Here is a 21035-nt window from a genome sequence, read left to right as displayed (position 1 = left end):
TTCGTTACGCCTTAGGCGTCTGCTCCTCGATGACCGCCTTGAGCTGCTCCAGCTGGACCACTTCGTCCTCCATGGTCTTCTGGATCATGCTGTTCATGAGTTTCTGCAAACCCTTCGGATGCAACTCCAGAGCAAACCGCAGGCGGGTGTTGGGGCCCTCGGTGCTGAGATAGTAGCCACCGGTGGGGCGTGCAGGACCGGCGACGACGGCGAAACGCACTTCAGCGCCGGGCCGGGCCTCGGTGATCTGAAAGTCAGCCGCAACCGGCCGCCCGCCAGGGCCTGTCAAGGTCTGCTGGTAGACGGCGCCCTTTTCGCCGGCGTGTCCGGAACGGAGGGAAATGCTGCGGATTCCGCTGCGCCACAGGGGATTGTTCAAGCCGTCCACGAGGAATTGGTAAACCGTCATGGCGTCGCGGCCAATGAGTACTTCATGCTCTGCAAATGCCACGGAATCCTCTTTCGGCGTATGGCTCATAGGCATAGCCGGGTTCCCCATGACACAGCAGCTAACTGCTACAGAATAGTCAGGCGTGGCTCAGGGCAACACACCCGCGTCGCGCCTTAACCGAATCTTTACGAGCTCCGCACCAAACTTGATGCGACCGTGATACCTGGGAAGAGAACGGCGCCACCCGCCGGTGAGTCTGTGTCCGGATCACCGCGGCATTTACGCTAAGCTGGGATCTGCTCCGGCTGCATTGCCGGGCATTGCGGGCGTAGCTCAATGGTAGAGCGCTAGCTTCCCAAGCTCGATACGCGGGTTCGATTCCCGTCGCCCGCTCCATTTTCCTCTTCCAGGCCGTCCTTGTCTGGGCACCTCGGTTGCCCCTCGGATATACGGGCCCCAACCGCGAAGGGTGTATCGTCGGGAGCTAGGAGCCATTTCGGCTCTGCTCTAGGGAGCGATCATGGCCGACAAATCACCGCGCCAAGCTGCATCGAAAAAGTCCGGCAAATCCATCAAAGAAAAGCGCGCGGACAAACGGGCTGCAGAGTCCTCCGCAACCGCCGCAATAAAGCCGGCAACCGGCAACAAAAAATGAGCGGCCATATAGGCGCCATGGCCCTCGGCATCCTGTCGTCCTCGCGGAAGCCGGACGAGCGCCGGCTGCCTGTCCATCCCCTGCATTTGGAGCGCATTGCTCCGGAACTCCGGCAACACATCCGGCTGGAGCGCGGCTACGGCGAGCGCTTCGGCTTCTCGGATAGCCAGCTTGAGCCGCTGGTCGGCGGCATGGCAAGCCGGGAACAGCTCATTTCGGACGCCGACGTTATCCTTCTGCCCAAGCCCCAGCCGGAAGATCTGGCCGACCTTCGCGACGGGCAGGTCCTCTGGGGCTGGCCGCATTGCGTCCAGGACAGGGCCATCACCCAGCTCGCCATCGACAAGAAGCTGACCTTAATCGCCTTCGAGGCGATGAATCACTGGGCGAGCGACGGCGGCTTCGGGCTTCACGTCTTCCATAAGAACAACGAACTTGCAGGCTATTGTTCCGTCCTCCACGCCCTTGCGTTGACGGGCTCGACGGGTGACTACGGGAGGCGGCTGAGCGCCGTCGTGATTGGTTTCGGAGCCACAGCGCGTGGCGCGGTCACCGCCCTGAACGCCCACGGCATTCATGATGTCCAGGTGCTGACCAACCGCGGTGTGGCGGCGGTCGGCTCCCCCATCCATTCGGTGCGGATAGTGCAGTTCGACCACGACCAGAACGCCCCGTTCCTGAGCGAGGTCATTACCGATCGTGGCCGCCTGCCGTTGGCGCCGTTCCTCGCCGCGAGCGACATCGTGGTCAATTGCACCCTGCAGGACCCGAACTCACCGCTGACGTACCTGCGGACTGAGGACCTTGACGCGTTCCAGCCGGGAAGCTTGATTGTGGACGTCTCTTGCGACGAAGGCATGGGCTTCAGTTGGGCGCGCACCACCACGTTCGCCGAGCCCATGTTCACCGTGGGCGACCACATCAACTACTACGCCGTGGACCACAGCCCGTCCTACCTGTGGAACTCGTCCAGCTGGGAGATCAGCGAAGCACTCCTGCCGTTCCTCGAGACCGTCATTTCGGGCCCCGAGGCCTGGACCGCCAACGAAACGATCTCCCGAGCCATCGAAATCCGGGACGGTGTCATCCGCAACCCGGACGTGCTCCAGTTCCAAGGGCGCGCGGCGGACTATCCGCATCTTGCGGCGTAGGGGCCCCGTAGTCTAAGCACGCCGCCAGCCGGGCGCCTTGTGGGCGCCCGGCTCAGCCAACAGGCGCTAGGCCGACTGTGCGACGATCCGCACCATCCGGCGTCGGTCCCGGACGTCCACTTTGAGCCGCAGGGCGGACTTCCGGGCGAGCACGACGGCGACCGTCGCCGCCGCGAGCGCAGGCACCCCTCCGGACACCAGGACCGCTATGTGCGGATTGAGGTGCTCGGCGAGCCAGCCCATCATGGGTCCACCGATGGCTTGGCCCCCGATCAGCACCATGATGTAGAGGCTCATGACCCGGCCGCGGATGCTCATGTTCGCGCTGACTTGGACCAATTGGTTGGCGGCGGTCAGGAACATGAGGCACCAGAACCCGGACAGGACCATGGCGGCGGCGAACCAGACCATGGACGGCGCCATCGCAGCCAGGCACAGCATGAGGCCGTACATCCCTGCGCACAGCACCACTGAGCGCAGCCGCAATTGGCGGCGGCGGGCCGAAGTGATTGCTCCGGCCAGCGCACCAAGGGCAACCATGGCGTTGAGCAAGCCGTAGCCGCCGGCGCCGGCGTGGTAGATGTGGTCCGCGAACGCGGCGAGGAGCACGGGCAAGCTCATCGCGAAGACCGCTACGAAGCCCGCCATAAGCCACGGCCAGTAGATGGTGGGCTTGCTGAGGGCGTAGCGCAGGCCCTCTTGCAGCATTCCCTTGCGTTTTGGCACGGGCGTGCTGACATGAAGTTCATTCTTGCGGAGCATCAAAAGCATGGTGACCGTGGAACAGCATGCGACCGCATTCGCCGCGAAGGCCCAGCCTGCGCCGACCGCAGTCAGCAGCACGCCGGCCAGGGCGGGACCAATCAGGCCTCCCAGTTGGAACGTGGTGGAGTTGACGCTAATTGCGTTGCGCAGGTATTTCGGTCCCACGAGTTCGTTGACGAAGACCTGCCGGGCGGGCTGGTCGAGGACCGTCACAAGGCCCAGGACAAACGCGATCACGTAGACGTGCCACACCTCAATGCGGTGGCTCAGCGCCAAGATGGCAAGGATGGCCGCGAGGCCGGCCGCCACGCTTTGACACAGGATCAAGATGCGCCGTTTGGGGAAGCGGTCGGCCATCATGCCGCCCCACGGGCCTAGGAACAGCGACGGCATGAACTGCAGGGCAACGGTTATTCCGACGGCGGTCACGGAGCCGGAGAGCTGGAGTACCAACCAGTCCTGCGCAATGCGCTGCATCCAGAGTGCGATCACGGCCACGAAATGACCAATGGCGAAGATCCTGAAGTTGGGTACTTTGAGGGAAATGAAAGTGTGCCGCCAAGGCAGGCGTTCGCTCACGACGGCGATTGGCTGGGTGACTGTGTCCGAATAGTCAGCGGCGCCTGAATTTCGGCCGCTTGCGACGAGTGAATCGATGGAGGGTTGGCTGACGTGTGCCGCTGAGGGCGGTGGGGGTGCCAAAGGAAGTCCTTGGATAGACGTTTCGCTGGGATGCACTTAACGCTAGGGTGGGCAGCTGCAATTATGGAAGCGAATTGGCTGTATAACTAGCATTGCGAAATGCAATAGACTGCCATGAGCGACGATAAACGTACCAATTCAAGGAGCCCCGTGTTCGAACCCGTGCAGCTGCGGTCCTTCCTGGCCGTCGCCGAGACCCTGAGTTTCACCAAGGCCGCCGAGCGCCTCGGCCTGGCCCAGCCCACGGTGAGCCAGCACGTGAGAAAGCTGGAAACGGCGGCAAAGCGGGCGCTCGTGGCGCGTGACACCAGGGATGTGAGACTCACGGACAATGGCGACGCCATGGCGGGTTTTGCCCGGAACATCCTGGCCGCCCACGATTCCGCAGCGAGATATTTCTCCGGTTCCGCCATGCGCGGCCGTCTGCGGTTCGGAACCGCAGACGATCTTGCCATTACGGGCCTTCCGCGAATCCTTCGCGAATTCCGGCAACTGTATCCCCAGATCAACCTCGAACTCACGGTCAGCCAGAGCGACCAGCTTTACAAACGCCTCAACGCCGGCCAACTGGACCTGGTGTTCGTGAAGTGGGTGGGCGAGGCCAAGGACGGCACCGTGGTCCGGCATGACAACTTTGCCTGGGTTGGCGTCGAACAGACCGCGCTGGACCCTTCAAGCCCCGTACCGCTGATCTGCTACCCAGCACCGAGCGTCAGCCGCAAACTGGCCATCGATGCCCTCGAGGCCATGGGCAGGACCTGGCGGGTCACCTGCTCCACGAAGCAGATCGCGGGCGTCCTCGCAGCGGTACGCGCCGGCATCGGCGTCGCGGTCATGCCGTCGTCGCTGGTTCCCGAGGACCTCACGGTGATCACCCGGCGCTTCGGCCTCCCGCCCGTGGGCGACGTCGACTTCACCCTCATCCGCAACCCGCTCGCGAACGCAGAGGTAGTGGATGCGCTCACCCAGGCGATTATCGGCAGGACACTCAACAAGCAGACGTAGCTAGCGCCCGCGCGGACAAGAGGGCAGTCTGGACTATCGCCTTCCGACGGCGCTCCACCCTGCTTGCCCCCTTGCCGGCCATGAGGCCGTCCAGCTCGGGCAATACCGGCCACGCGTCGCAGAGCGCAATGATGGTGAGCATCAGATCCGCAGCGTCTTCCCTGGACGTGCCCGGCATGGCTCGGATGACGGCATCAACCTTATTCCTGCAGTTCGCGGCCCGGTCCGGCCGGTTCACCACGTAGTCGCCCCGCTCCAACCCCTCCCAAAACAGCAGCCTCGGCAAGGTCGCATCTTGGTGATGGTGGTCGAACAGGCGTCCGGCATAGTCGGCCAAGGCCTCGGGACCACTGCCCTCGACGCGGACTTCGTCCACCACCTTGCTGAGCTGGGACGCGATCACGGCATCGAAGAGAAGGTCCTTCTTGCCGAAGTACTGATAGATGCGCTCTTTGTTGACTCCGGCCGCGGCGGCGATGCGGTCCACCCTGGCGCCGGCGAGTCCGAACTGACAGAACTCGGCAGTGGCCGCCTCAAGGAGGAGTCGCTTGGTCCGCTCGATATCCCATGCCATATGCCCATCTTAACAGATTCCAACCAAGTAGTTGCAGTTTTCGAAAGTGGCGTCTAGTCTGAACTCACCCGAAAGCAACTAATTAGTTGGAGAACTTCATGAGCACCCAGACACCACTTACTGCACCCGCGGACAGCGCCGCGCCAGCGCCGGTTTCCGCGCCTGCTTCTACGGCACCAGCACCGTCCGTGCACCCGCCGTCCGTGCATATGCCTTCCATACACACCCGCGCAGTGATCACTTGGCTGGCTATCTTCCCGCTCGTCGCGATCGGCATGACGATTCTCGCTCCGCTCACGGAATCATGGCACCCCGCGCTGCGCGCCCTCGTCTTGACGCTCGCCGTGGTTCCTACCGCCGTGTACCTGGTTGTTCCCAAACTGCTCGCTGGCTACGGTTCCCTGAAGAGGCGGCAGGCAACGAAGGCCGCTGCCAGGGCCTAGCCTGTGTCAGGCATCACCCGGCGATCAAGCGGCCACGCGCTAAACTTGTCACGTTATGAACCGCACAATGTTTAAGTCCAAGATTCACCGCGCCACGGTGACCCATGCCGACCTGCACTATGTCGGTTCAGTGACGGTCGACCTGGACCTGCTGGATGCTGCGGACATTCTGCCCGGCGAGCTCGTCTCCATTGTTGACGTGACCAATGGTGCACGCCTCGAGACGTACACCATCGCCGGCGAGCGCGGCTCCGGCGTCATCGGCATCAACGGCGCCGCAGCGCACTTGGTGCACGTGGGCGACGTCGTCATCCTCATCACCTATGCGGAGATGACCACCGAAGAGGCCAAGGCCTATCAGCCCAAGGTGGTCCACGTGGACAGGTCCAACAAGATCGTCCAGCTCGGCAGCGATCCCGCTGAGGGCCTCACTCCCGGGCTTATGCGCCCGCCTCACGCCCTCAACAACGCCGACCTGAACTAGTCTCCTCTTCCCCAGCGGTGCGCCCCTTGACGCTGTCCATATGGCGGAACATCCCGCCGTCGGGCCTTACAGCCGAATAAAGCTGATTTAGGCTGGGACTGTGAACCCACGCCGTCCCGCGCCCTTCCCCTCCCGGATCCCGTAGTGCTGGGCGTCCTTTCCGGGTTCTTCGTGGTGTGGGCCATCATCCTGGTGGGCATGTTCGTCGGCAAGCGTGGGATCCTGGGCGACAATGCGCGTCCAGTTCTCAGCGGACTGACTTTCTTCGTCGCAAGCCCTGCGCTGCTCTTTGAAACCTTGGGCAAGGCCCATCTTCACGACATCTTCGCCGCGCCACTCCTGGTCACGGCCGTGGGCGCGATAGCTACAGGCACCCTGTTCTTCGTCATCGTAAAGTTCTGGCTCAAACGTTCCTTGCCCGAATCCCTCATGTCCTCCATGAGCGCCTCACTGGCCAACTCCGCGAACCTCGGCATCCCCATCGCAGTATTCGTCCTGGGCGACGCAAGCTATGTGGCACCCCTGCTGATCTTCCAGCTCGCGTTCTTCACGCCCATGTACCTCATGGCGCTCGATGCCAGCACCAGTAGCCACCGCACCACTCCCCTGCGGTTCGTCTTGATGATCGTGCGGAACCCGATGATCGTGGGATCGGCCTTCGGCCTGGTGGTGGCCGGCACGGGCTGGCAAGTGCCCTCGCTCATTATGGAGCCGATCCATCTGATCGGAGGCGCCGCCATTCCCGCGATGCTGATGGCGTTCGGCATGAGCTTGAACGGCTCGCGCCCCCTGCAAAAAGACATGGGCCGCCGCCTGGACACGGTGCTGGCCAGCGGCTTCAAGCTATTCGTCCACCCCACGATGGCATACCTGTTCGCCCGCTTCGCGCTGGGCCTGGACGGTCACGCGCTGTTCGCCGTGGTGGTAACTTCGGCGCTGCCCACGGCACAGAACGTGTTCGTGGCTGCGAGCCGCTACAACACGGGAATCACCGTCGCCAAAGACACCGTCCTGGTCACCACGGTGGTGGCCGTCCCCGCGATGATCGCCGTCGCGCTCCTGCTCACCTAAGGCGATCCCCCAACTAGCTCGCATTAGGTGTCGTTTTGAGCGCCCAAAACGACGTTAACTGCGAGCTAGTTGGGCGGGGGCTACTCTTCGTCTACCGAGTCAAGGTACCTGTCCAGCAGCTGTGCGCAGCGGATGAAGCCCAAGTGCGAATAGGCCTGCGGGTGGTTGCCCAGGTGGGTCTCCGTGCCGGGGTCGAACTCCTCGGGAAGCAGCCCGGTCGGACCGAAGAGCGCCACGAGTTGGTTGAACAATTCCAGCGCATCGTCCAGCCGGCCCACGGCAAGGTAGGCCTCGATGAGCCAGGTGGTGCAGATGTGGAACCCGCCCTCCAAACCCGGCAGGCCGTCGTCGTACCTGTACCGGAACACGGTGGGACCCACCCGCAGTTCCCGTTCGACGGCGGTGACGGTGTCCAGGAAGCGCTGGTCGCGGACATCCAGCAGGCCCGAGAGTCCGATGTGCAGCACCGCGGCGTCGAGGTCCGGGCTGTCGTAGGCCACGGTGTAGGAAGTCGCGGAATCATCCCAGCCCTCGCGGAGGACTTCCGCTCGGATGATGTTGGCCGTTTCCTCCCACTCGGCGCCAATAGGGCGCCGGAACCGGACCGCCGTGTGCATTGCCCGGTCTAGGGTCACCCAGCACATCACCTTGGTGTAGATGTGATGCCGCGGCGCCCGCCGCGCTTCCCAGATGCCGTGGTCAGGTTCGTGCCACCGGGCCAAGACGGCAGAGGCCATCTGCTCCATGAGCTTCCAGTGTTCGTCCGGCAGGGTGCCGCGCCGCTTGCTGAGGGTCTGGATGAGCTCGGCGATCGGCCCGAAGACGTCCAGTTGCACTTGGTGGTCCGCGGCGTTTCCGATCCGCACCGGCCGCGAACCAGCGTAGCCGGGCAGGCTTTCGATGATGGCTTCCGTGGACAGCGGGGCACCAGTCACGGAGTACAGGGGGTGCAGCCATTCCGGCCCGGGCGCGTTCTCGAGAATGCGGCCCAGCCAGCTCAGGAAACCGTCCGCCTCCTCGGTGGAGCCGAGGTCTACCAGGGCGTTGACGGTCATAGACCCGTCGCGGAGCCAGCAGTAGCGGTAGTCCCAGTTGCGGGTGCCGCCGATCCCTTCGGGCAGCGAGGTGGTCGGCGCCGCGAGGACGGCCCCGGTTGGCTCATGAACCAGCGCCTTCAGGACCAGGGCCGAGCGCCGCACCAGCGACGGTTTCATGTCGGGCAGCTCCAGCCCCCGGACCCACTGCCGGGATTGCTGCGCGACGGCGGCCCGCCGGGCGAGCTCTCCGGCGGGGTCCGGCGTCGTCGGCTCAGTGTCCCCGCACCTCAGGTTCATGACCACGGGACCGTACGCGAGACTGACTTCCGCGGTTGCGGTGCCATGCTTGCCGTCGCTCGTGACTGTGAAGGACACTCCGGGCGCGAAGAGAATGATGGGGTCCGAGGTGCCCACGACGTGCAGTTCCTCGCCCCGGATTTCCATGTTGAACGGGGCGTTGGCGTAGTCCGGCCGCGGTGCGAAAACAATCCGCGCAATGCCTGTTCCGGACAGGACGCGGACCAGGCTGGTGATACCGTCCGGTGCAGGCTCGAGGTAGTCGGTGACTGTGACGTCCGCCCAGCGGGTCTCGACGATCATGGTGTTGTCCACGTAGCGCTGGCCTAGGACCTTCGAGGTCTTGACGGGTTCCACGCTGAAGTGGCCGGCCGGGTCGCCACCGAGGATGTGGGCAAACAAGGAGCCGGAATCCGGGAGGGGATGGCTCATCCAGCAGATCTTGGCTTCGGGGGTGAGCAGCGCAGTCGAGGTCCCGTTGCCGATCATCGAATGCCGCTCCAGCCCCACTGCGTCCTCGCCGAACAGCCACGCCCGCCGCAGCTCGAACAGGATGGCAAGCACCTTGGCGAAGGACTCCGGGTCCGGCAGACGGTGGCGCGCTGACGTTTCTCCGTCTCCGACGTGCAGGCCAAGATCCGGGCCACGCAAGGTGGCAATGGCGAGTTCGTCACTGTCGGCGTCGCCGGCGAACAAGGCTGCGCTGGCACCCAGTTGGGTGCGCAGATGCTCAAGCGCGGCGTCCTTGGACGGTTCCACGATGGATAAGTCCAACACGGATCCGTCCACGATGAAGAACAGGCCCAGCTCGCGGGCTATCTGGTGCGCCTCGCGGGTCACCCGCGCGACCACGGCGGGGGTGGCCGGCCGGGTGTGGACCGCGATGGCCACGGGCTTGTGCTCGATGCTGATGCCCTTCTCGAAGCCGACGCTTTCGTGCAGGGCGGTGGCTGCCTGCTGAAGGACGGCCTCCGTGGCCATGGAGATGCTGTACGCGTAGGTCATGTCGAACTCGGCGCCGTGCGAACCCACCAGATGGACCTCCGCCGGGAGCCTCGACACTGCGGCCAAGTCTCGCAGCGACCGCCCGGAGATAACCGCCGTGTGCGTGTTCGGCAAAGCGGCCAAGGCCCTGAGCGCGACGGCGGCACTCCCCAACGGAAGCGTCTCCGTGGACACGCCTTCAGCGGCGCAGAGGGTTCCACCGTAGTTGCAGGCCACCAGGAGCCCCGGCGTGCGGGCCAGCATCCTCAGCTCGGCCAGCAGGTCCGGGGTGATGCCGTCGTGGGCGGCCTCGGATTGGACGAAGGTCCGCAGGAGGCCGAGCGGAAGCGACTTTGTCAGCAGCGCCGAATCGGCCACGGACTGGTTGAGCGGAGTAGCCATGGAGACGATCCTTCCGGGGTGGATTCGTCCAGTTTCCGCCCCGGGAGTTTCGCCCCCATGACCCGCGTATTGCCGGGGTGTAACGACTACGCCGCTAGCACCCAACTGACTCGCAGTTAATGTCCCTATGCGGCCTCATAGCGACATTAACTGCGAGCTAGTTGGGTGAGCCCCACGGCTTCCGCAACCAGCTCCACGGAACGCAGTCGCTGCTCCGTGCCCGTGCTCTGGTGGGCGACGATCAGTTCGTCGGCGTCGGCGTGGCGGGCAAACTCGTCGAGGTAATCGCGCACCACTTCCGGCGTGCCCACCGCCGAGTACTTCACCATTTGCGCGATGTGCTGGCCCTGCGGCGAGTCGAGGATGAGGTCCGCTTCGGCGTCGGTGAATTCGCGTCCGCCGCCCAGGAAGCGGGAGACGCGGTCCCGCTTGACCTCAAGGAAGAGCCGTTGGGCTTCGGCCGCCGAATCTGCGGCCACGACGTTCACTCCGGCGATCACGTACGGCTCCTGCAGTTGCTCGGACGGCTTGAATTCGCGGCGGTAGACGGCGACGGCGTCCTGCAGCGCATTGGGCGCGAAGTGCGAGGCGAAGGCATAGGGCAGGCCGAGTTGCGCCGCCAAATGTGCCCCGAACAGGGAGGACCCCAGAATGTAGAGCGGCACGTTGGTGCCCTTGCCGGGCGTTGCTTCAACGCCTTGGATGCGGGTGGGCCCCGTGAGGTAGCCCTGCAACTCCAGGACATCCTGCGGGAAAGTATCGGCGGCCATGGGATCGCGGCGGAGTGCACGCATCGTGTTCTGGTCGCTGCCGGGCGCCCGTCCGAGGCCGAGGTCGATGCGGCCCGGGTGCAGCGTCTCGAGCGTTCCAAACTGCTCGGCGATGGTGAGCGGCGAATGGTTGGGCAGCATCACCCCGCCGGCACCGAGCCGGATGGTGCTCGTGTTGGCGGCGATGTGGGCGATCAGCACGCTCGTGGCCGAGGACGCGATCGAGCCCATGTTGTGGTGCTCGGCGTACCAAATCCGGCGGTAACCAAGCCGCTCGGCCAGTTGCGCCATGGCGACGCTTCCGGCGAAACTCTCCGCCGCCGTCTGGCCTTTGCCAATGATTGCCAGGTCGAGGATGGAGAGGGGAACAGTCACGTTGGTGCCGGCCTTTCGAAGGTGGTTTCGTCCAAGGGGCCGGTTTCCCGGCCACTCTTGCGACAACGACGGCGGCGACCGGGTTATTTCGTCGGCTTGCGTGGGTTCCGTCTCAGCTCGTGAAGATCCCCTTGCCGGTCTCCAAGTCGATGGGCAGGGAAGAGTGCTCATGGGAGATCTTCCAGGTGTCGTCCTTCTTCTCAAGGCAAATGGTGAAGCGGTTGGTCATCGCCCGGAGCCGTTCGCCTTCCGCCGAGATGCCGGCGAAGGTCACGGCTGCATGCCCGAAAGCCACGTCCTCCCCGGCCACGGACCGCACATCGTTGAATTCGACCTTAACGCGCTCCTCGCCAAGGGAGGCGAACCATTCCCCTGCCATCTGCCGCCAAGCATCGATTCCGGTGTATTGCCATTGTCCCCAGGAATCGTAGATGTGGACGTTGTCGTCGTAGAGCGCCGTGAACGCGTCGACGTCCTTCGCGTGGACCGCGGCGGCGTAGGAGTCCAGTGCCTGTGTAACCGGGGTTTGCTCGTTGCTCACGAAAAATCTCCTCTGGTATGGGCGTTGTTTGGGAAGCCTACACCGAGCTCGAGTGTGACTTCTCGGGACCTCGAATGAAGCCGGATTAACCCCTGTATCCCAGCGTTTCACATCGCTTTGACCGGTACTGGGCCCTGCCGGATAGTTGCTGCAACGCACACCATCCATCACTTTCGAAAGGGATTCCATGGCTATTTCACGCCTCAAAACAGGCGCCGCGTTGGCACTCGCCGTCACCACGACTCTCGGCCTCGCCGCGTGCTCAGACCCGGGCGCCTCTGCCGCGTCAGCGCCGTCGTCGTCCGCTGGCTCTTCCGCTGCTAAGACCTTCAACTTGTCCCCGGAGCAGAACCGTTTCCCGGCGAAGGTTTCGCCCGAAGCTGCCGCGCTGGTGCCTGAATCCGTCAAGGCGGACGGCAAGCTGACCGTCGCAGTGAGCCCCTTCGCCGCGCCGCTGGCTGTCTACGCCACGGACAACAAGACGCCGGTGGGCAACGAGGTGGACATCGCCGTCGCGCTGGCCGAATCGCTGGGACTCAAGCCGGACATCGTCCCGACGGCGTGGGCCGACTGGCCGTTGGGCGTGGAATCGGGCAAGTACGAGGCCGTCATCTCGAACGTCACCGTGACGGAAGAGCGCAAGCTCAAGTTCGATTTCGCCACCTACCGCGAGGACAAACTGGGCTTCTACGCCAAAAGCGGCAGTTCCATCACGAAGGTGGACTCGGCGCCGGATGTGGCGGGCAAGCGGATCATTGTGGGCTCGGGCACCAACCAGGAAGCAATCCTGTTGCGCTGGGACGCCGAGAACAAGAAGAACGGCTTGAAGCCGGTCGAGTTCCAGTATTACGACGACGACTCTGCGTCCACACTCGCGCTGCAGTCGGGCCGTGCAGACCTGACGTTCGGGCCGAACGCGACCGCGTCCTACAAGTCGCAGACCGATGGCAAGACAAAGAACGTGGGCCTGGTAGACGGCGGGTGGCCGCTCAAGGCGAGCATCGCGGTGACCACCAAGAAGGGCAACGGCTTCGCGGCGGCAGCCCAGGCAGGCCTGAACTCGCTCATCAAGGACGGCACCTACGGCAAGATCCTGGACCGCTGGGGACTCTCGGCGGAAGCCATTCAGAAGTCGGAACTGAACCCGCCGGGCCTTCCGAAGAGTTAGGGTTCGCTTCGGGGGTAGCTTACGAATAGCCGCGACCCCTCACAGCGAAAGGGAATTCCATGGTCCAGCGCCTTGCCATCCTTGATGACTACCAAGCGGTCGCCTACGACTATGCGCCGTGGGCCGAGCTCGCCGACGACGGCGTCGAGGTCTCCGTTTTCACGGAGCCTTTGGCTGACCCGGTGGCCGCCCTCCGCGACTTCGACATCGTCATGGCCATGCGGGAACGGACCGCTTTCGACGCCGGGCTCCTCCGGCAACTGCCGAAGCTGAAGCTCCTCGTCACCACGGGGATGGCCAACGCAGCCATCGACCTGCGCGCAGCCGAGGAGCAGGGCATCACCGTCTGCGGGACGGGCGGCTCACCCGCCGCGGCGCCCGAGCTGACGTGGGCCCTGCTCCTGGCTTTCGCACGCAAGGTGCCGTTCGAGGACCGTCGGCTGCGCGCCGGAAATTGGCAGAGCACGGTGGGTTTCGAGCTGTCCGGAAAGACGCTCGGGGTGCTGGGCCTGGGAAAGATCGGGAGCAAGATCGCCGACTACGCCAAGGCCTTCGGCATGGAGGTGATTGCTTGGAGTCCGAACCTCACTGAAGAAACTGCCGCTACGGCCGGCGCCAGGAAGGTGAGCAAGGAGGCACTCTTCCGGGAGGCCGACGTCGTGAGTGTCCACGTGCGGTTATCGGAACGGTCCCGGGGGCTCGTCGGGGAGGACGAACTGCGGCTCCTCGGCCCTGAAGGCGTCCTGGTGAACACAGCCCGTGGGCCAATCGTGGACGAAGTGGCGCTCCTCCGCGGTCTCAACGAGGGGTGGCTCGGCGGCGCGGCCCTGGACGTGTACGACGTCGAGCCCCTCCCGGCGGACCACCCCCTCCTCATGGCTCCGCGAACCGTGCTGACGCCGCACTTGGGTTACGTCACGTCGCAAAGCTACGCCCGCTTCTATGGCGAGGCGTTCGAGGACATCCGCGGGTGGGTGCGGGGGGCCCCGTTGCGAGTGCTCACCCTTTGATTCGGCGGCGCCGATCGGGGTTGAGGTTGGGGTTGAATGGTCCAGTGCCTGCCGAATTCTCGCTCCGTCCTGCCCTGCCCACCGATGCCCGCTGGATCGCGGAACTGCGCGCCGTCGTCATGCGGCCCGATCTGGAGCGGCTTGGGCGTTGGGATCCGATCCGGGTCAGGGAACGGTTCTTGAATGCGTTCCAGCCGGAACACACCTTCGTCATTGCCGTTGAGGGGCAAGCTGTCGGTGTCATCGCTGTCCGCCCGGAACCCGATGCGCTGTGGATCGAGCACTTCTACATCGCTCCAGGATTCCAGGGGCTCGGGCTGGGGAGCGGCGTGCTTCAGCGGGTCATGGTCGAGTCCAAGGACCACCGACCGTTCCGGCTCAACGTGCTCCAAGGCAGCCCGGCCCGACGCCTCTACGAACGCCACGGCTTCGTCCTGGAGACGGAGGATCCGGTGGACGTGTTCATGGTCGCAGCGTGATCTGTAGCGAATGTGGTCGTTACTGAAACGATCGCTGCGGAATGGACACATCATGGATGGCCGCCTTAACGCCGAGCCTGTTGGGCTCCCCTTCGAAACTTGATGCGGCTCTGGAGTGTCCGTTTTCGAGAACCAATTGTAGGAATCGCAGATTGGCGGATTCTCGGCCAACGGCGGCGCTGGCCCGGGCATGACCTTGTAACTCAGCCGCTCACGACCAACGCCTCGGAGTCTCGTACTGGCTCGCCGAGGAGGCCGTCGTCGAACACCACGACTCCGCCGATGATGGTGCTAGCTACCGTCACGTTTCGGATGTTCTCCTCCGGTACAACGAAAAGATCGTCGGAAAGGGCCACAAAATCCGCCAACTGCCCCACCCTCAATGTGCCCTTGTCCTGCTCCTGGCCAACCGCGAAGGCCGAGCCGTAGGTGTACGCGAGCACGGCCTCGTGCACGGTGAGCCGCTCCTCCGGCCCCATCAGTGCGCCCGTCGCGGTGAGCCGGTTCACCATGTCATGGAGGGACACCAGCGGGTTGCCGTCGGAGACCGGCGAATCCGAGGAACCGGGCAGAACCATGCCGGCAAGGAGAAGTGACTTCATGCGGTAGATCAGTGATCCCATTCCGGGTTCAACCGCAGCCATCATGCTGTCGCCGAAGTCCGAAATGAACACCCCCTGCGGAACGGCCGTTAGGCCGAGGGCGGCGGCTCGGGAAACCTGGGCGTCGGTGGCAAGGGCGAAGTGTTCGATCCGGTGCCGTACGCCCGGTCGTGGCAGCCGCCGTTGGGCTACTTCGACGGCATCCATCACGTGGTCGATCGCAGCGTCACCGATTGCGTGAGTCGCCACGGTCCAGCCGGCCTCGTGGGCGCCAACAATCATGGCCTGCAGCTGAGCGGGGTCGAACTGCAGGACCCCGTGGTTGTCCGGCTCGCCGTGATAGCAGTGGTGCATCGCAGCGGACCGGCCGATGAACGAACCGTCGGACACGATCTTTACCGGACCTACTCGCAGGCGGTCGTTGCCCAGACCGGTGCGGATGCCGAGGTCCAGTCCAAACCAGCCGCGGTCCTTGAATCCCTTCACCTCATGCAGGGTGGTGCAGTACGGCATGAGCGTCACGCGGGTGGACAGGACGTCGTTTTCGACCGCCTGCTGATAAGAGTGGAAGTCCACGGGTGAGTTCCCGATCATTGTGAATGCACCTATGCCCGGCTCCGTAACGGAGGTCAGCCCGTAACGCACTGCCTGCTCGCCAGCGAGGGAGAGGTTGTGCTGCACTTCCTCGAGTTGCATGGGCCGGACAAGTTCATAGATCAAGGACATGGCTTTTTCCTGAAGAAGTCCTTCCGCGCGGCCATCCGGAGTCCGGGCCACGAAGCCGCCATCGACGTCAGGAACGCCGTTGCGGGCCGGGTATCCGGCGAGTTCAAAGGCGCGGGTACTCACTGTGATCATGTGTCCGCTGACGTGCTCAAGGATCACCGGCCGTCCGCCGGCCGCGGCATCGAGGCGTTCCGCCGTCGGATGTCCGTCCAGAAAGTTCTGGTCGTAGCCTGAGCCGCGGACCCACGCATCGGCGGGCAGTTCCGCAGCTCGTCGGGCCACCGCAGCGTAAAGGGCGTCGCTGGTAGGAACGGCTCCGTGTTTCAGGTCCAGCGACGCCAGCCTGGCCCCTGTCAGGGAGAGGTGGTTGTGGGCGTCATGGAACCCGGGCAGAACGGGCGCGCCCTTGAGATCGATGGTTCGGCTGGCGGTGACACCGTCGATATCGGAATCGAGGCCAACGATGCGTCCGTGCAGGACACCGATCCGGTGGGCGGTAGGGCGCTCGGGGTCCATGGTTCGGATGCGGCCGTTGGTGAATATTGTGTCAATCAGCATGGGGCCTCCTGAAGGGCTCTCTGCCGTGGCGTGGCTTCAAGGCCGCACCTGGCAGGATGGTTGGTTCCGCTGGGGGACGTAGTTGCTAGGCCGGAACGGTGGCGTGCTGGTCGGCGGTAGCGGCTTCACGGGAAGTCGCCAAGCGGTTGAGTCCCCAGACTCCTGCGATCGTGGCCACGAGCATCGCTGCGTAGAACCCTGCGACGCCCCAGGGCGATCCGCCGGAGGAGGTGAGGATCCACTGGGCAATAAGGGGGGTGGAGCCGCCGATGAGGGTTGCGCAAAGCTGGTAGGCGAGCGAGACGCCGGTGTACCGGACGTTTGCTGGGAACGCGCCGGCAAGGAAATGCGCGAGCAGCGCGTAGTAGGCCGTCCCGCCGAGCGCGGAGATGTAGAGCGTAATGGCGATACTGAGCGGATTGGCGGAGGTGATGGCAAGGAAGAACGGAACGACCATCACGACGCAGAGAGCCAGGCCCCAGATCATGACTTTGGTGGTGCCGATCCTTTCCGCGATGCGGGCTGCGATCGGCTGCCAGATGAACTGAAGAATGGCCATCCCGAGCAGGACGTTCAGCATGGCCTGCCGTTCAATCCCGAGGGTGCCGGTGGTCCAGGCCAAGAGGAAGGTGTTGGTGAAGTAAGCCAGCGAGATGCCCATGATGGAGGCGGCGATGCCCAAGAAGACGATGCCTGGGGCGATCCGGAACACTTCTATGAGCGGTGTCTTGACGACGGCCTGGTTCTTGCGGGTTTCGATGAAGTCCTGGGATTCCTCTACTTTCATCCGAATGACCAGCCCAACGATGACGAGGACGGCTGACATCAGGAAGGGAATGCGCCACCCCCAGGCCAGGAAGTCCCGGTTCGGCAGCGAGCCGACGATCATGAACATCACCGTGGCCAGGATTGAGCCGGCAGGGGAGCCCTGCTGGACCCAGGCGCCGGCAAGGCCTTTCTTCTTTTCGGAAGCGTTTTCGGTGGCCATCAGTACGGCGCCGCCCCATTCGCCGCCTACTGCGACGCCCTGAAGCGCGCGCAGGGCGATGAGGAGGATCGGAGCCCATACGCCGATGGCCGCGTAACCCGGCAAGAAACCGATCAGTGTTGTCGCGGCACCCATCATGAGAAGGGTGATCACCAGGACGTTCTTGCGGCCGAGCCTGTCGCCGAAGTGCCCGAAGATCATCCCACCGATGGGCCGGGCAAGGAAACCGACCCAGAATGTGGCGAAAGAGGCCATGAGGGCCGCGGCCGGTGCGGCGCCGGGATAAAAGACCTGGCTGAAAACCAACGCGGCGGCAGTACCGAAGATGTAGAAGTCGTACCACTCGATGGCGGTACCAACGAAGGCGCCCACGGTCGAGCGTCGCTGTCGGGCCGCCTGCGCGGCAGTGAAGGTTTGGGGCACAGCGGGATCTCCAAAAATTTGGCAGGGGCGGGGCGGTGTGAAACGAAGCCGGAGCTATTCGCCTGTTCGATGTATCACCTACTATCCGCTGGCGCAGTATTACTGTCCAATGCCTTTTAAGGTGCCCAGGTATAACCTAGGGTAATAATGGATACGAGATCACTGGCTTACTTTCTTGCCGTCGCCGACACTGGCTCGGTCAGCTCTGCTGCCCAGTCGTGTTTTGTTTCCCAGCCAGCCGTCTCCCGCCAAATCGCCGCCCTCGAGCGCGAAATTGGCCTGAAGCTGTTCCGGCGCACTGCTACGGGCATGCGGCTCACACCCGCTGGTGCGCGCCTGCAGGCGATGGCCAAGGACATCCAAATCAGGACCGAGCGGACCCGACAAGTAATGGTTGCGCTTCACGAGGAGCGCCAGGCGTTCACCGTCGCGTGTCCCGAAACTACTGGCGACTACTTCATCGCCCCATACATCGCCTCGGGCGCACCGATCTCGGACATTGTTCCCGTCCGTCCCGGCGCGGTTTACGAGCAGCTTGACGACGGAATCGACTTCGCCGTCAACACATCGCGGCCCCCTGAACATCTTGCCTCACGGAAACTCATATCCGTCGGAATCCTCATGCAGGACCTCCACCCTGAGCGGTTCCGGACAGAGCCGGATGGGAGCATCGAGCTGGCTACGGTGGCTGAAGGGCCGATTCTGATGCCAGGTTTCGGTAGTGCCATCGAGAGTACCGTGAGGCAGGCCGCAGCAGCGTCAGGGTTATCTCTGGACGTGACGAAGTCGACTAGCAACGGGACTCTGGCCCAGGCCTTGGCGGCGGCGGGCCACGGTAGCGCCCTGGTGATAGAACCTGTGCGGTTCGGCCTTAAAAACATACCCGTTCTGCACAACAAGAAGCCCCTCGTCGTGAGCCTTTATGCAGCCTGGGAGCCCGACCATTACGCCGCAGAAGAACTTTCCACCCTCGCGCAAACACTGGGTGCTTGGATGCTCCGGCATCTGCAGGAGACCAGCACAGTCGCCGACGATGGCTAACTGTGGGCTACGCGTACCAAAGCAGGCCACCATGAGGGTCAAAGGTGGAGGCAAGCAATTCAGGGAAGCTCGGCTGATCCGTTTAGCAGCCCGCCCTCGGTCATGGCCGCGGCTTCCATTAGTGCCTTGACGTACTCGGGGGTGGAAGCCTTCCTGAATCTCGCTGTGGGGATGGCGGTCGTGTAGGCGGCGACGGGTTTTCCGGTGGAGTCCCTCATACAGACGCCCAGGCCTGTGACCCCCTGTTCAGTCTCCTCCAGGCTCACTGCGTAGCCTGCTTTGTGGACGACCGCCAGTTGACGCTTGAGGGCGGGCAGGGTGTGGATTCTGGCGGTGGGCCACGGGGTCAGGCCACCGCGGTAGATTTGCTCCACCTCCACGTTGCCGAGCTCGGCCAGGATCGCTTTGCCCCCGGCGGAACAGTAGGCCGGCATGAGGTCTCCCATCCTGGCCTTGACGCGCAGCACCTCTTCGGACTCGATGCCGTCGATGAAACGGATGTTGGGGCCGGTAAGCAGCATGAGCTGGACAGTGTCGTTGACGTCTTCATGGAGTTTCAGCAAGGCCGGTCGAGCCACCCGCCGTAATTGGTTCACTGACACGTAACTCTCGCGATGAGGAATCAGCTGGGGTCCCGCGCGATACCGCCGCTCCCGGTCCTGCACCGCGAAGTCCCTAGCGACGAGCGCGCCGAGCAGCCTGTGGGCTGTCGAGGGTGCCACGCCCAGGCGTTCGCCGGCGGATTTGACGCTCATCACGTCCCCGTCGCGCAGGCGGACCAGCAGCTGGAGGGCGCGGTCAACTGATTCGAGCTTCGGGTTTGTTTCCAGATTTCGCATAGCAGAATTATCACATGCAGCGATAACTGCACCAAAGGAGTGATGGCTTCGAAATGTCCTTGGAATTTGTGGTTCGTAGTGACTATTCCGCTGAACCAGATTTCGCTGATCGAAACTTTCAACGGAGTTGTGGACGGTTGTTCGCAGTTGTAATTACGATCACGGTGTTGTCAAAGAACTTTACGTATCAGGAAAGAAGACATGGACGTCTTAGCTCAGATCCGCCGGTCGCAGATGACCCATTTCCAGGTGATGGCCGTAGTTATCGCGCTGACGCTGATCCTCATCGACGGATTCGATGTGGCCGTGATGGCCTACGCAGCCCCCAGCCTCTCCCGGGCCTGGGGGCTGGATCCGGTCACCCTGGGATTCCTGCTCAGCGCCAGCCTCTTCGGCATGGCAGCCGGCTCCATTTTTCTGACGCCGCTCGCTGACAAGATCGGGCGCCGGAGGCTCGCGCTGATCTCCCTGGTCATCATCAGTATCGGCATGATCTTGTCGGTCTACGCCGCGGACGCGATGCAGCTGATGGCCTTCCGGATCGTCACCGGCCTCGGCGTGGGTGGCATGATGGCCAACCTGAACGTGCTCGTCTCCGAGTACTCCTCGGACAAGCGGCGCGGCACGATCATCGGAATCTATGCCGCTGGCTATCCGATCGGCGCCACCATCGGCGGACTGGTGGCCGCGCAGCTGATCCCGCTCTTCGGATGGCATTCAGTGTTCATCGTGGGTGCCACTCTGACGGTGCTGATGCTGCTCATCTCCTGGCGATTCCTGCCCGAGTCTCTGGACTACCTACTGACCCGCCGCCCAGCGGGTGCCCTGGTCAGGATCAACGTCATCCTGGCCAAGATCGGACGCCCGGCGTTGAACGAGCTGCCCGTCCTCCCCGAGTCCGTCCGTCAGCAGAGCGCCGTTTCCGAAATCCTGAGCCGGCCCACCCGTTTCCGCACCCTGGCATTGTGGATCGGGTACGCCTGCTTGGTCGCGGCCTACTACTTCGCGAACACTTGGACACCGAAGATCGTCGCGGCGGCCTCTGGCAATGACTCCCTGGGCGTGACCATCGGCGTGATAGCCAACGCCGGCGGCATCCTAGGCTGCTTCATCTTCAGTGCCCTGGCCATCAAGTTCCGCAGCCGCCCCCTGCTCGTCTGGGCCCTGGGTGCCGCCGCCGCAGCCTACCTGCTGTTCGGTATCGTGTTCACCCAGATCGACGCCGCCATCGTGGTGGCGATGTTCCTGGGCATCCTCACCACGTCCGGGATCGCCGGCTTCTACGCCGTGGCACCGGACGTCTACACCGCCCGTGCCCGGGCCACCGGCATCGGCTGGATGATCGGCCTGGGCCGCTTGGTCTCCATCGTCGCGCCAATCCTCGTGGGCTACCTGATTTCCGGCGGATGGCAGCCGGAGCGTATCTTCTTCCTCTTCTCCATCCCGCTGGCGGCATCGGCCCTGTGCATCGTGTCGCTGGGTATCTCCCTGAGGCTCGCGCGGCCCCCCGCGCTTGCCGACGCCGTCACCCCCACCGCCGCTGCCTGAGCAGCG

20 protein-coding genes and 1 tRNA gene are annotated in these 21035 nt (G+C 63.8%); 12 read left to right on the top strand and 9 right to left on the bottom strand.

Annotated features, from left to right (window positions below; genetic code table 11):
- Positions 1 to 4 precede the first annotated feature (4 nt).
- The gene (locus tag AC1DLO_RS19525) at positions 5 to 451 is read right to left on the bottom strand and encodes an SRPBCC family protein (RefSeq protein WP_476891366.1); all 447 of its coding nucleotides are present in this window, start codon (positions 449 to 451) and stop codon (positions 5 to 7) included.
- Between the two features lie 262 nt (positions 452 to 713).
- Here AC1DLO_RS19525 and AC1DLO_RS19520 point away from each other — a divergent pair.
- The 3 genes from AC1DLO_RS19520 to AC1DLO_RS19510 all read left to right on the top strand — a co-directional run bounded on the left by AC1DLO_RS19520 (position 714) and on the right by AC1DLO_RS19510 (position 2197).
- Positions 714 to 787 (top strand) — tRNA-Gly (locus AC1DLO_RS19520).
- Positions 788 to 911: 124 nt separating this feature from the next.
- Entirely contained in the window at positions 912 to 1046 is a 135-nt protein-coding gene (locus AC1DLO_RS19515; RefSeq protein ID WP_260404957.1) for a hypothetical protein, read from the top strand.
- A complete protein-coding gene (locus tag AC1DLO_RS19510; RefSeq protein ID WP_476891365.1) occupies positions 1043 to 2197 on the top strand; it encodes a N(5)-(carboxyethyl)ornithine synthase in 1155 nt (384 codons plus the stop codon). The genes AC1DLO_RS19515 and AC1DLO_RS19510 overlap by 4 nt, the downstream gene beginning before the upstream one ends.
- A 66-nt stretch (positions 2198 to 2263) precedes the next feature.
- On the opposite strand, the gene AC1DLO_RS19505 is transcribed toward AC1DLO_RS19510, so the two are convergent.
- The gene (locus AC1DLO_RS19505) at positions 2264 to 3664 is read right to left on the bottom strand and encodes an MFS transporter (protein WP_476891364.1); all 1401 of its coding nucleotides are present in this window, start codon (positions 3662 to 3664) and stop codon (positions 2264 to 2266) included.
- A 150-nt stretch (positions 3665 to 3814) separates the two neighbouring features.
- Here AC1DLO_RS19505 and AC1DLO_RS19500 point away from each other — a divergent pair, with 150 nt between their 5' ends.
- Positions 3815 to 4669 (top strand): LysR substrate-binding domain-containing protein, encoded by an 855-nt coding sequence (locus tag AC1DLO_RS19500; protein ID WP_476891363.1) that lies wholly within the window; start codon positions 3815 to 3817, stop codon positions 4667 to 4669.
- Here AC1DLO_RS19500 and AC1DLO_RS19495 read toward each other — a convergent pair.
- The gene (locus AC1DLO_RS19495) at positions 4653 to 5243 is read right to left on the bottom strand and encodes a TetR/AcrR family transcriptional regulator (protein ID WP_476891362.1); all 591 of its coding nucleotides are present in this window, start codon (positions 5241 to 5243) and stop codon (positions 4653 to 4655) included. The two genes, AC1DLO_RS19500 and AC1DLO_RS19495, sit on opposite strands and share 17 nt — an antisense overlap.
- 98 nt (positions 5244 to 5341) lie before the next feature.
- Between AC1DLO_RS19495 and AC1DLO_RS19490 the strand changes: the two genes are divergently transcribed.
- The 3 genes from AC1DLO_RS19490 (at position 5342) to AC1DLO_RS19480 (ending at position 7241) form a co-directional block, all read left to right on the top strand.
- A complete protein-coding gene (locus AC1DLO_RS19490; protein WP_476891361.1) occupies positions 5342 to 5686 on the top strand; it encodes a hypothetical protein in 345 nt (114 codons plus the stop codon).
- A gap of 55 nt (positions 5687 to 5741) precedes the next feature.
- The gene (gene panD, locus AC1DLO_RS19485; protein ID WP_184739749.1) at positions 5742 to 6170 is read left to right on the top strand and encodes an aspartate 1-decarboxylase; all 429 of its coding nucleotides are present in this window, start codon (positions 5742 to 5744) and stop codon (positions 6168 to 6170) included.
- 144 nt (positions 6171 to 6314) lie between these two features.
- On the top strand, positions 6315 to 7241 hold the full coding sequence (locus tag AC1DLO_RS19480; protein ID WP_184739751.1) for an AEC family transporter: 927 nt from the start codon (positions 6315 to 6317) through the stop codon (positions 7239 to 7241).
- Positions 7242 to 7321: 80 nt separating this feature from the next.
- Here AC1DLO_RS19480 and AC1DLO_RS19475 read toward each other — a convergent pair whose 3' ends face one another.
- The 3 genes from AC1DLO_RS19475 to AC1DLO_RS19465 all read right to left on the bottom strand — a co-directional run bounded on the left by AC1DLO_RS19475 (position 7322) and on the right by AC1DLO_RS19465 (position 11647).
- Positions 7322 to 9961, bottom strand: coding sequence for a trehalase-like domain-containing protein (locus AC1DLO_RS19475; RefSeq protein ID WP_476891360.1), 2640 nt, complete (start codon positions 9959 to 9961; stop codon positions 7322 to 7324).
- 146 nt (positions 9962 to 10107) lie between these two features.
- Positions 10108 to 11106 carry an LLM class flavin-dependent oxidoreductase gene (locus AC1DLO_RS19470; RefSeq protein ID WP_476891359.1) on the bottom strand — a complete coding sequence of 333 codons (999 nt, stop codon included), beginning with the start codon at positions 11104 to 11106 and terminating at the stop codon, positions 10108 to 10110.
- A 112-nt stretch (positions 11107 to 11218) separates the two neighbouring features.
- Positions 11219 to 11647 (bottom strand): YybH family protein, encoded by a 429-nt coding sequence (locus AC1DLO_RS19465; RefSeq protein WP_476891358.1) that lies wholly within the window; start codon positions 11645 to 11647, stop codon positions 11219 to 11221.
- Between the two features lie 187 nt (positions 11648 to 11834).
- Here AC1DLO_RS19465 and AC1DLO_RS19460 point away from each other — a divergent pair, with 187 nt between their 5' ends.
- Genes AC1DLO_RS19460 through AC1DLO_RS19450 form a run of 3 tightly spaced genes read left to right on the top strand, consistent with a single transcriptional unit; the run spans position 11835 to position 14304 of the window.
- Positions 11835 to 12815: an ABC transporter substrate-binding protein gene (locus AC1DLO_RS19460; RefSeq protein ID WP_476891357.1), complete on the top strand. Its 981-nt coding sequence runs from the start codon at positions 11835 to 11837 to the stop codon at positions 12813 to 12815.
- Between the two features lie 59 nt (positions 12816 to 12874).
- Entirely contained in the window at positions 12875 to 13825 is a 951-nt protein-coding gene (locus AC1DLO_RS19455) for a D-2-hydroxyacid dehydrogenase family protein (RefSeq protein WP_476891356.1), read from the top strand.
- Positions 13826 to 13869: 44 nt separating this feature from the next.
- Positions 13870 to 14304, top strand: coding sequence for a GNAT family N-acetyltransferase (locus AC1DLO_RS19450; RefSeq protein WP_476891355.1), 435 nt, complete (start codon positions 13870 to 13872; stop codon positions 14302 to 14304).
- 203 nt (positions 14305 to 14507) lie between these two features.
- Here the strand turns inward: AC1DLO_RS19450 and AC1DLO_RS19445 are convergent, their stop codons facing one another.
- A complete protein-coding gene (locus AC1DLO_RS19445; RefSeq protein ID WP_476891354.1) occupies positions 14508 to 16190 on the bottom strand; it encodes an amidohydrolase in 1683 nt (560 codons plus the stop codon).
- Positions 16191 to 16275: 85 nt separating this feature from the next.
- Positions 16276 to 17601, bottom strand: a complete 1326-nt coding sequence (locus AC1DLO_RS19440) for an MFS transporter (protein WP_476891353.1) — start codon at positions 17599 to 17601, stop codon at positions 16276 to 16278.
- A 147-nt stretch (positions 17602 to 17748) separates the two neighbouring features.
- Between AC1DLO_RS19440 and AC1DLO_RS19435 the strand changes: the two genes are divergently transcribed.
- A complete protein-coding gene (locus AC1DLO_RS19435; RefSeq protein WP_476891352.1) occupies positions 17749 to 18642 on the top strand; it encodes a LysR family transcriptional regulator in 894 nt (297 codons plus the stop codon).
- A 59-nt stretch (positions 18643 to 18701) separates the two neighbouring features.
- Here the strand turns inward: AC1DLO_RS19435 and AC1DLO_RS19430 are convergent, their stop codons facing one another.
- Positions 18702 to 19481, bottom strand: a complete 780-nt coding sequence (locus AC1DLO_RS19430) for an IclR family transcriptional regulator (protein ID WP_476891351.1) — start codon at positions 19479 to 19481, stop codon at positions 18702 to 18704.
- 201 nt (positions 19482 to 19682) lie between these two features.
- Here AC1DLO_RS19430 and AC1DLO_RS19425 point away from each other — a divergent pair, with 201 nt between their 5' ends.
- A complete protein-coding gene (locus AC1DLO_RS19425) occupies positions 19683 to 21029 on the top strand; it encodes an MFS transporter (protein WP_476891350.1) in 1347 nt (448 codons plus the stop codon).
- Positions 21030 to 21035: the final 6 nt, after the last annotated feature.

The organism is Arthrobacter sp. 01T419 (assembly GCF_056398865.1).
The sequence above is the reverse complement of the archived record's forward strand: the minus strand, read 5'-3'. Positions and strand labels throughout refer to the sequence as shown.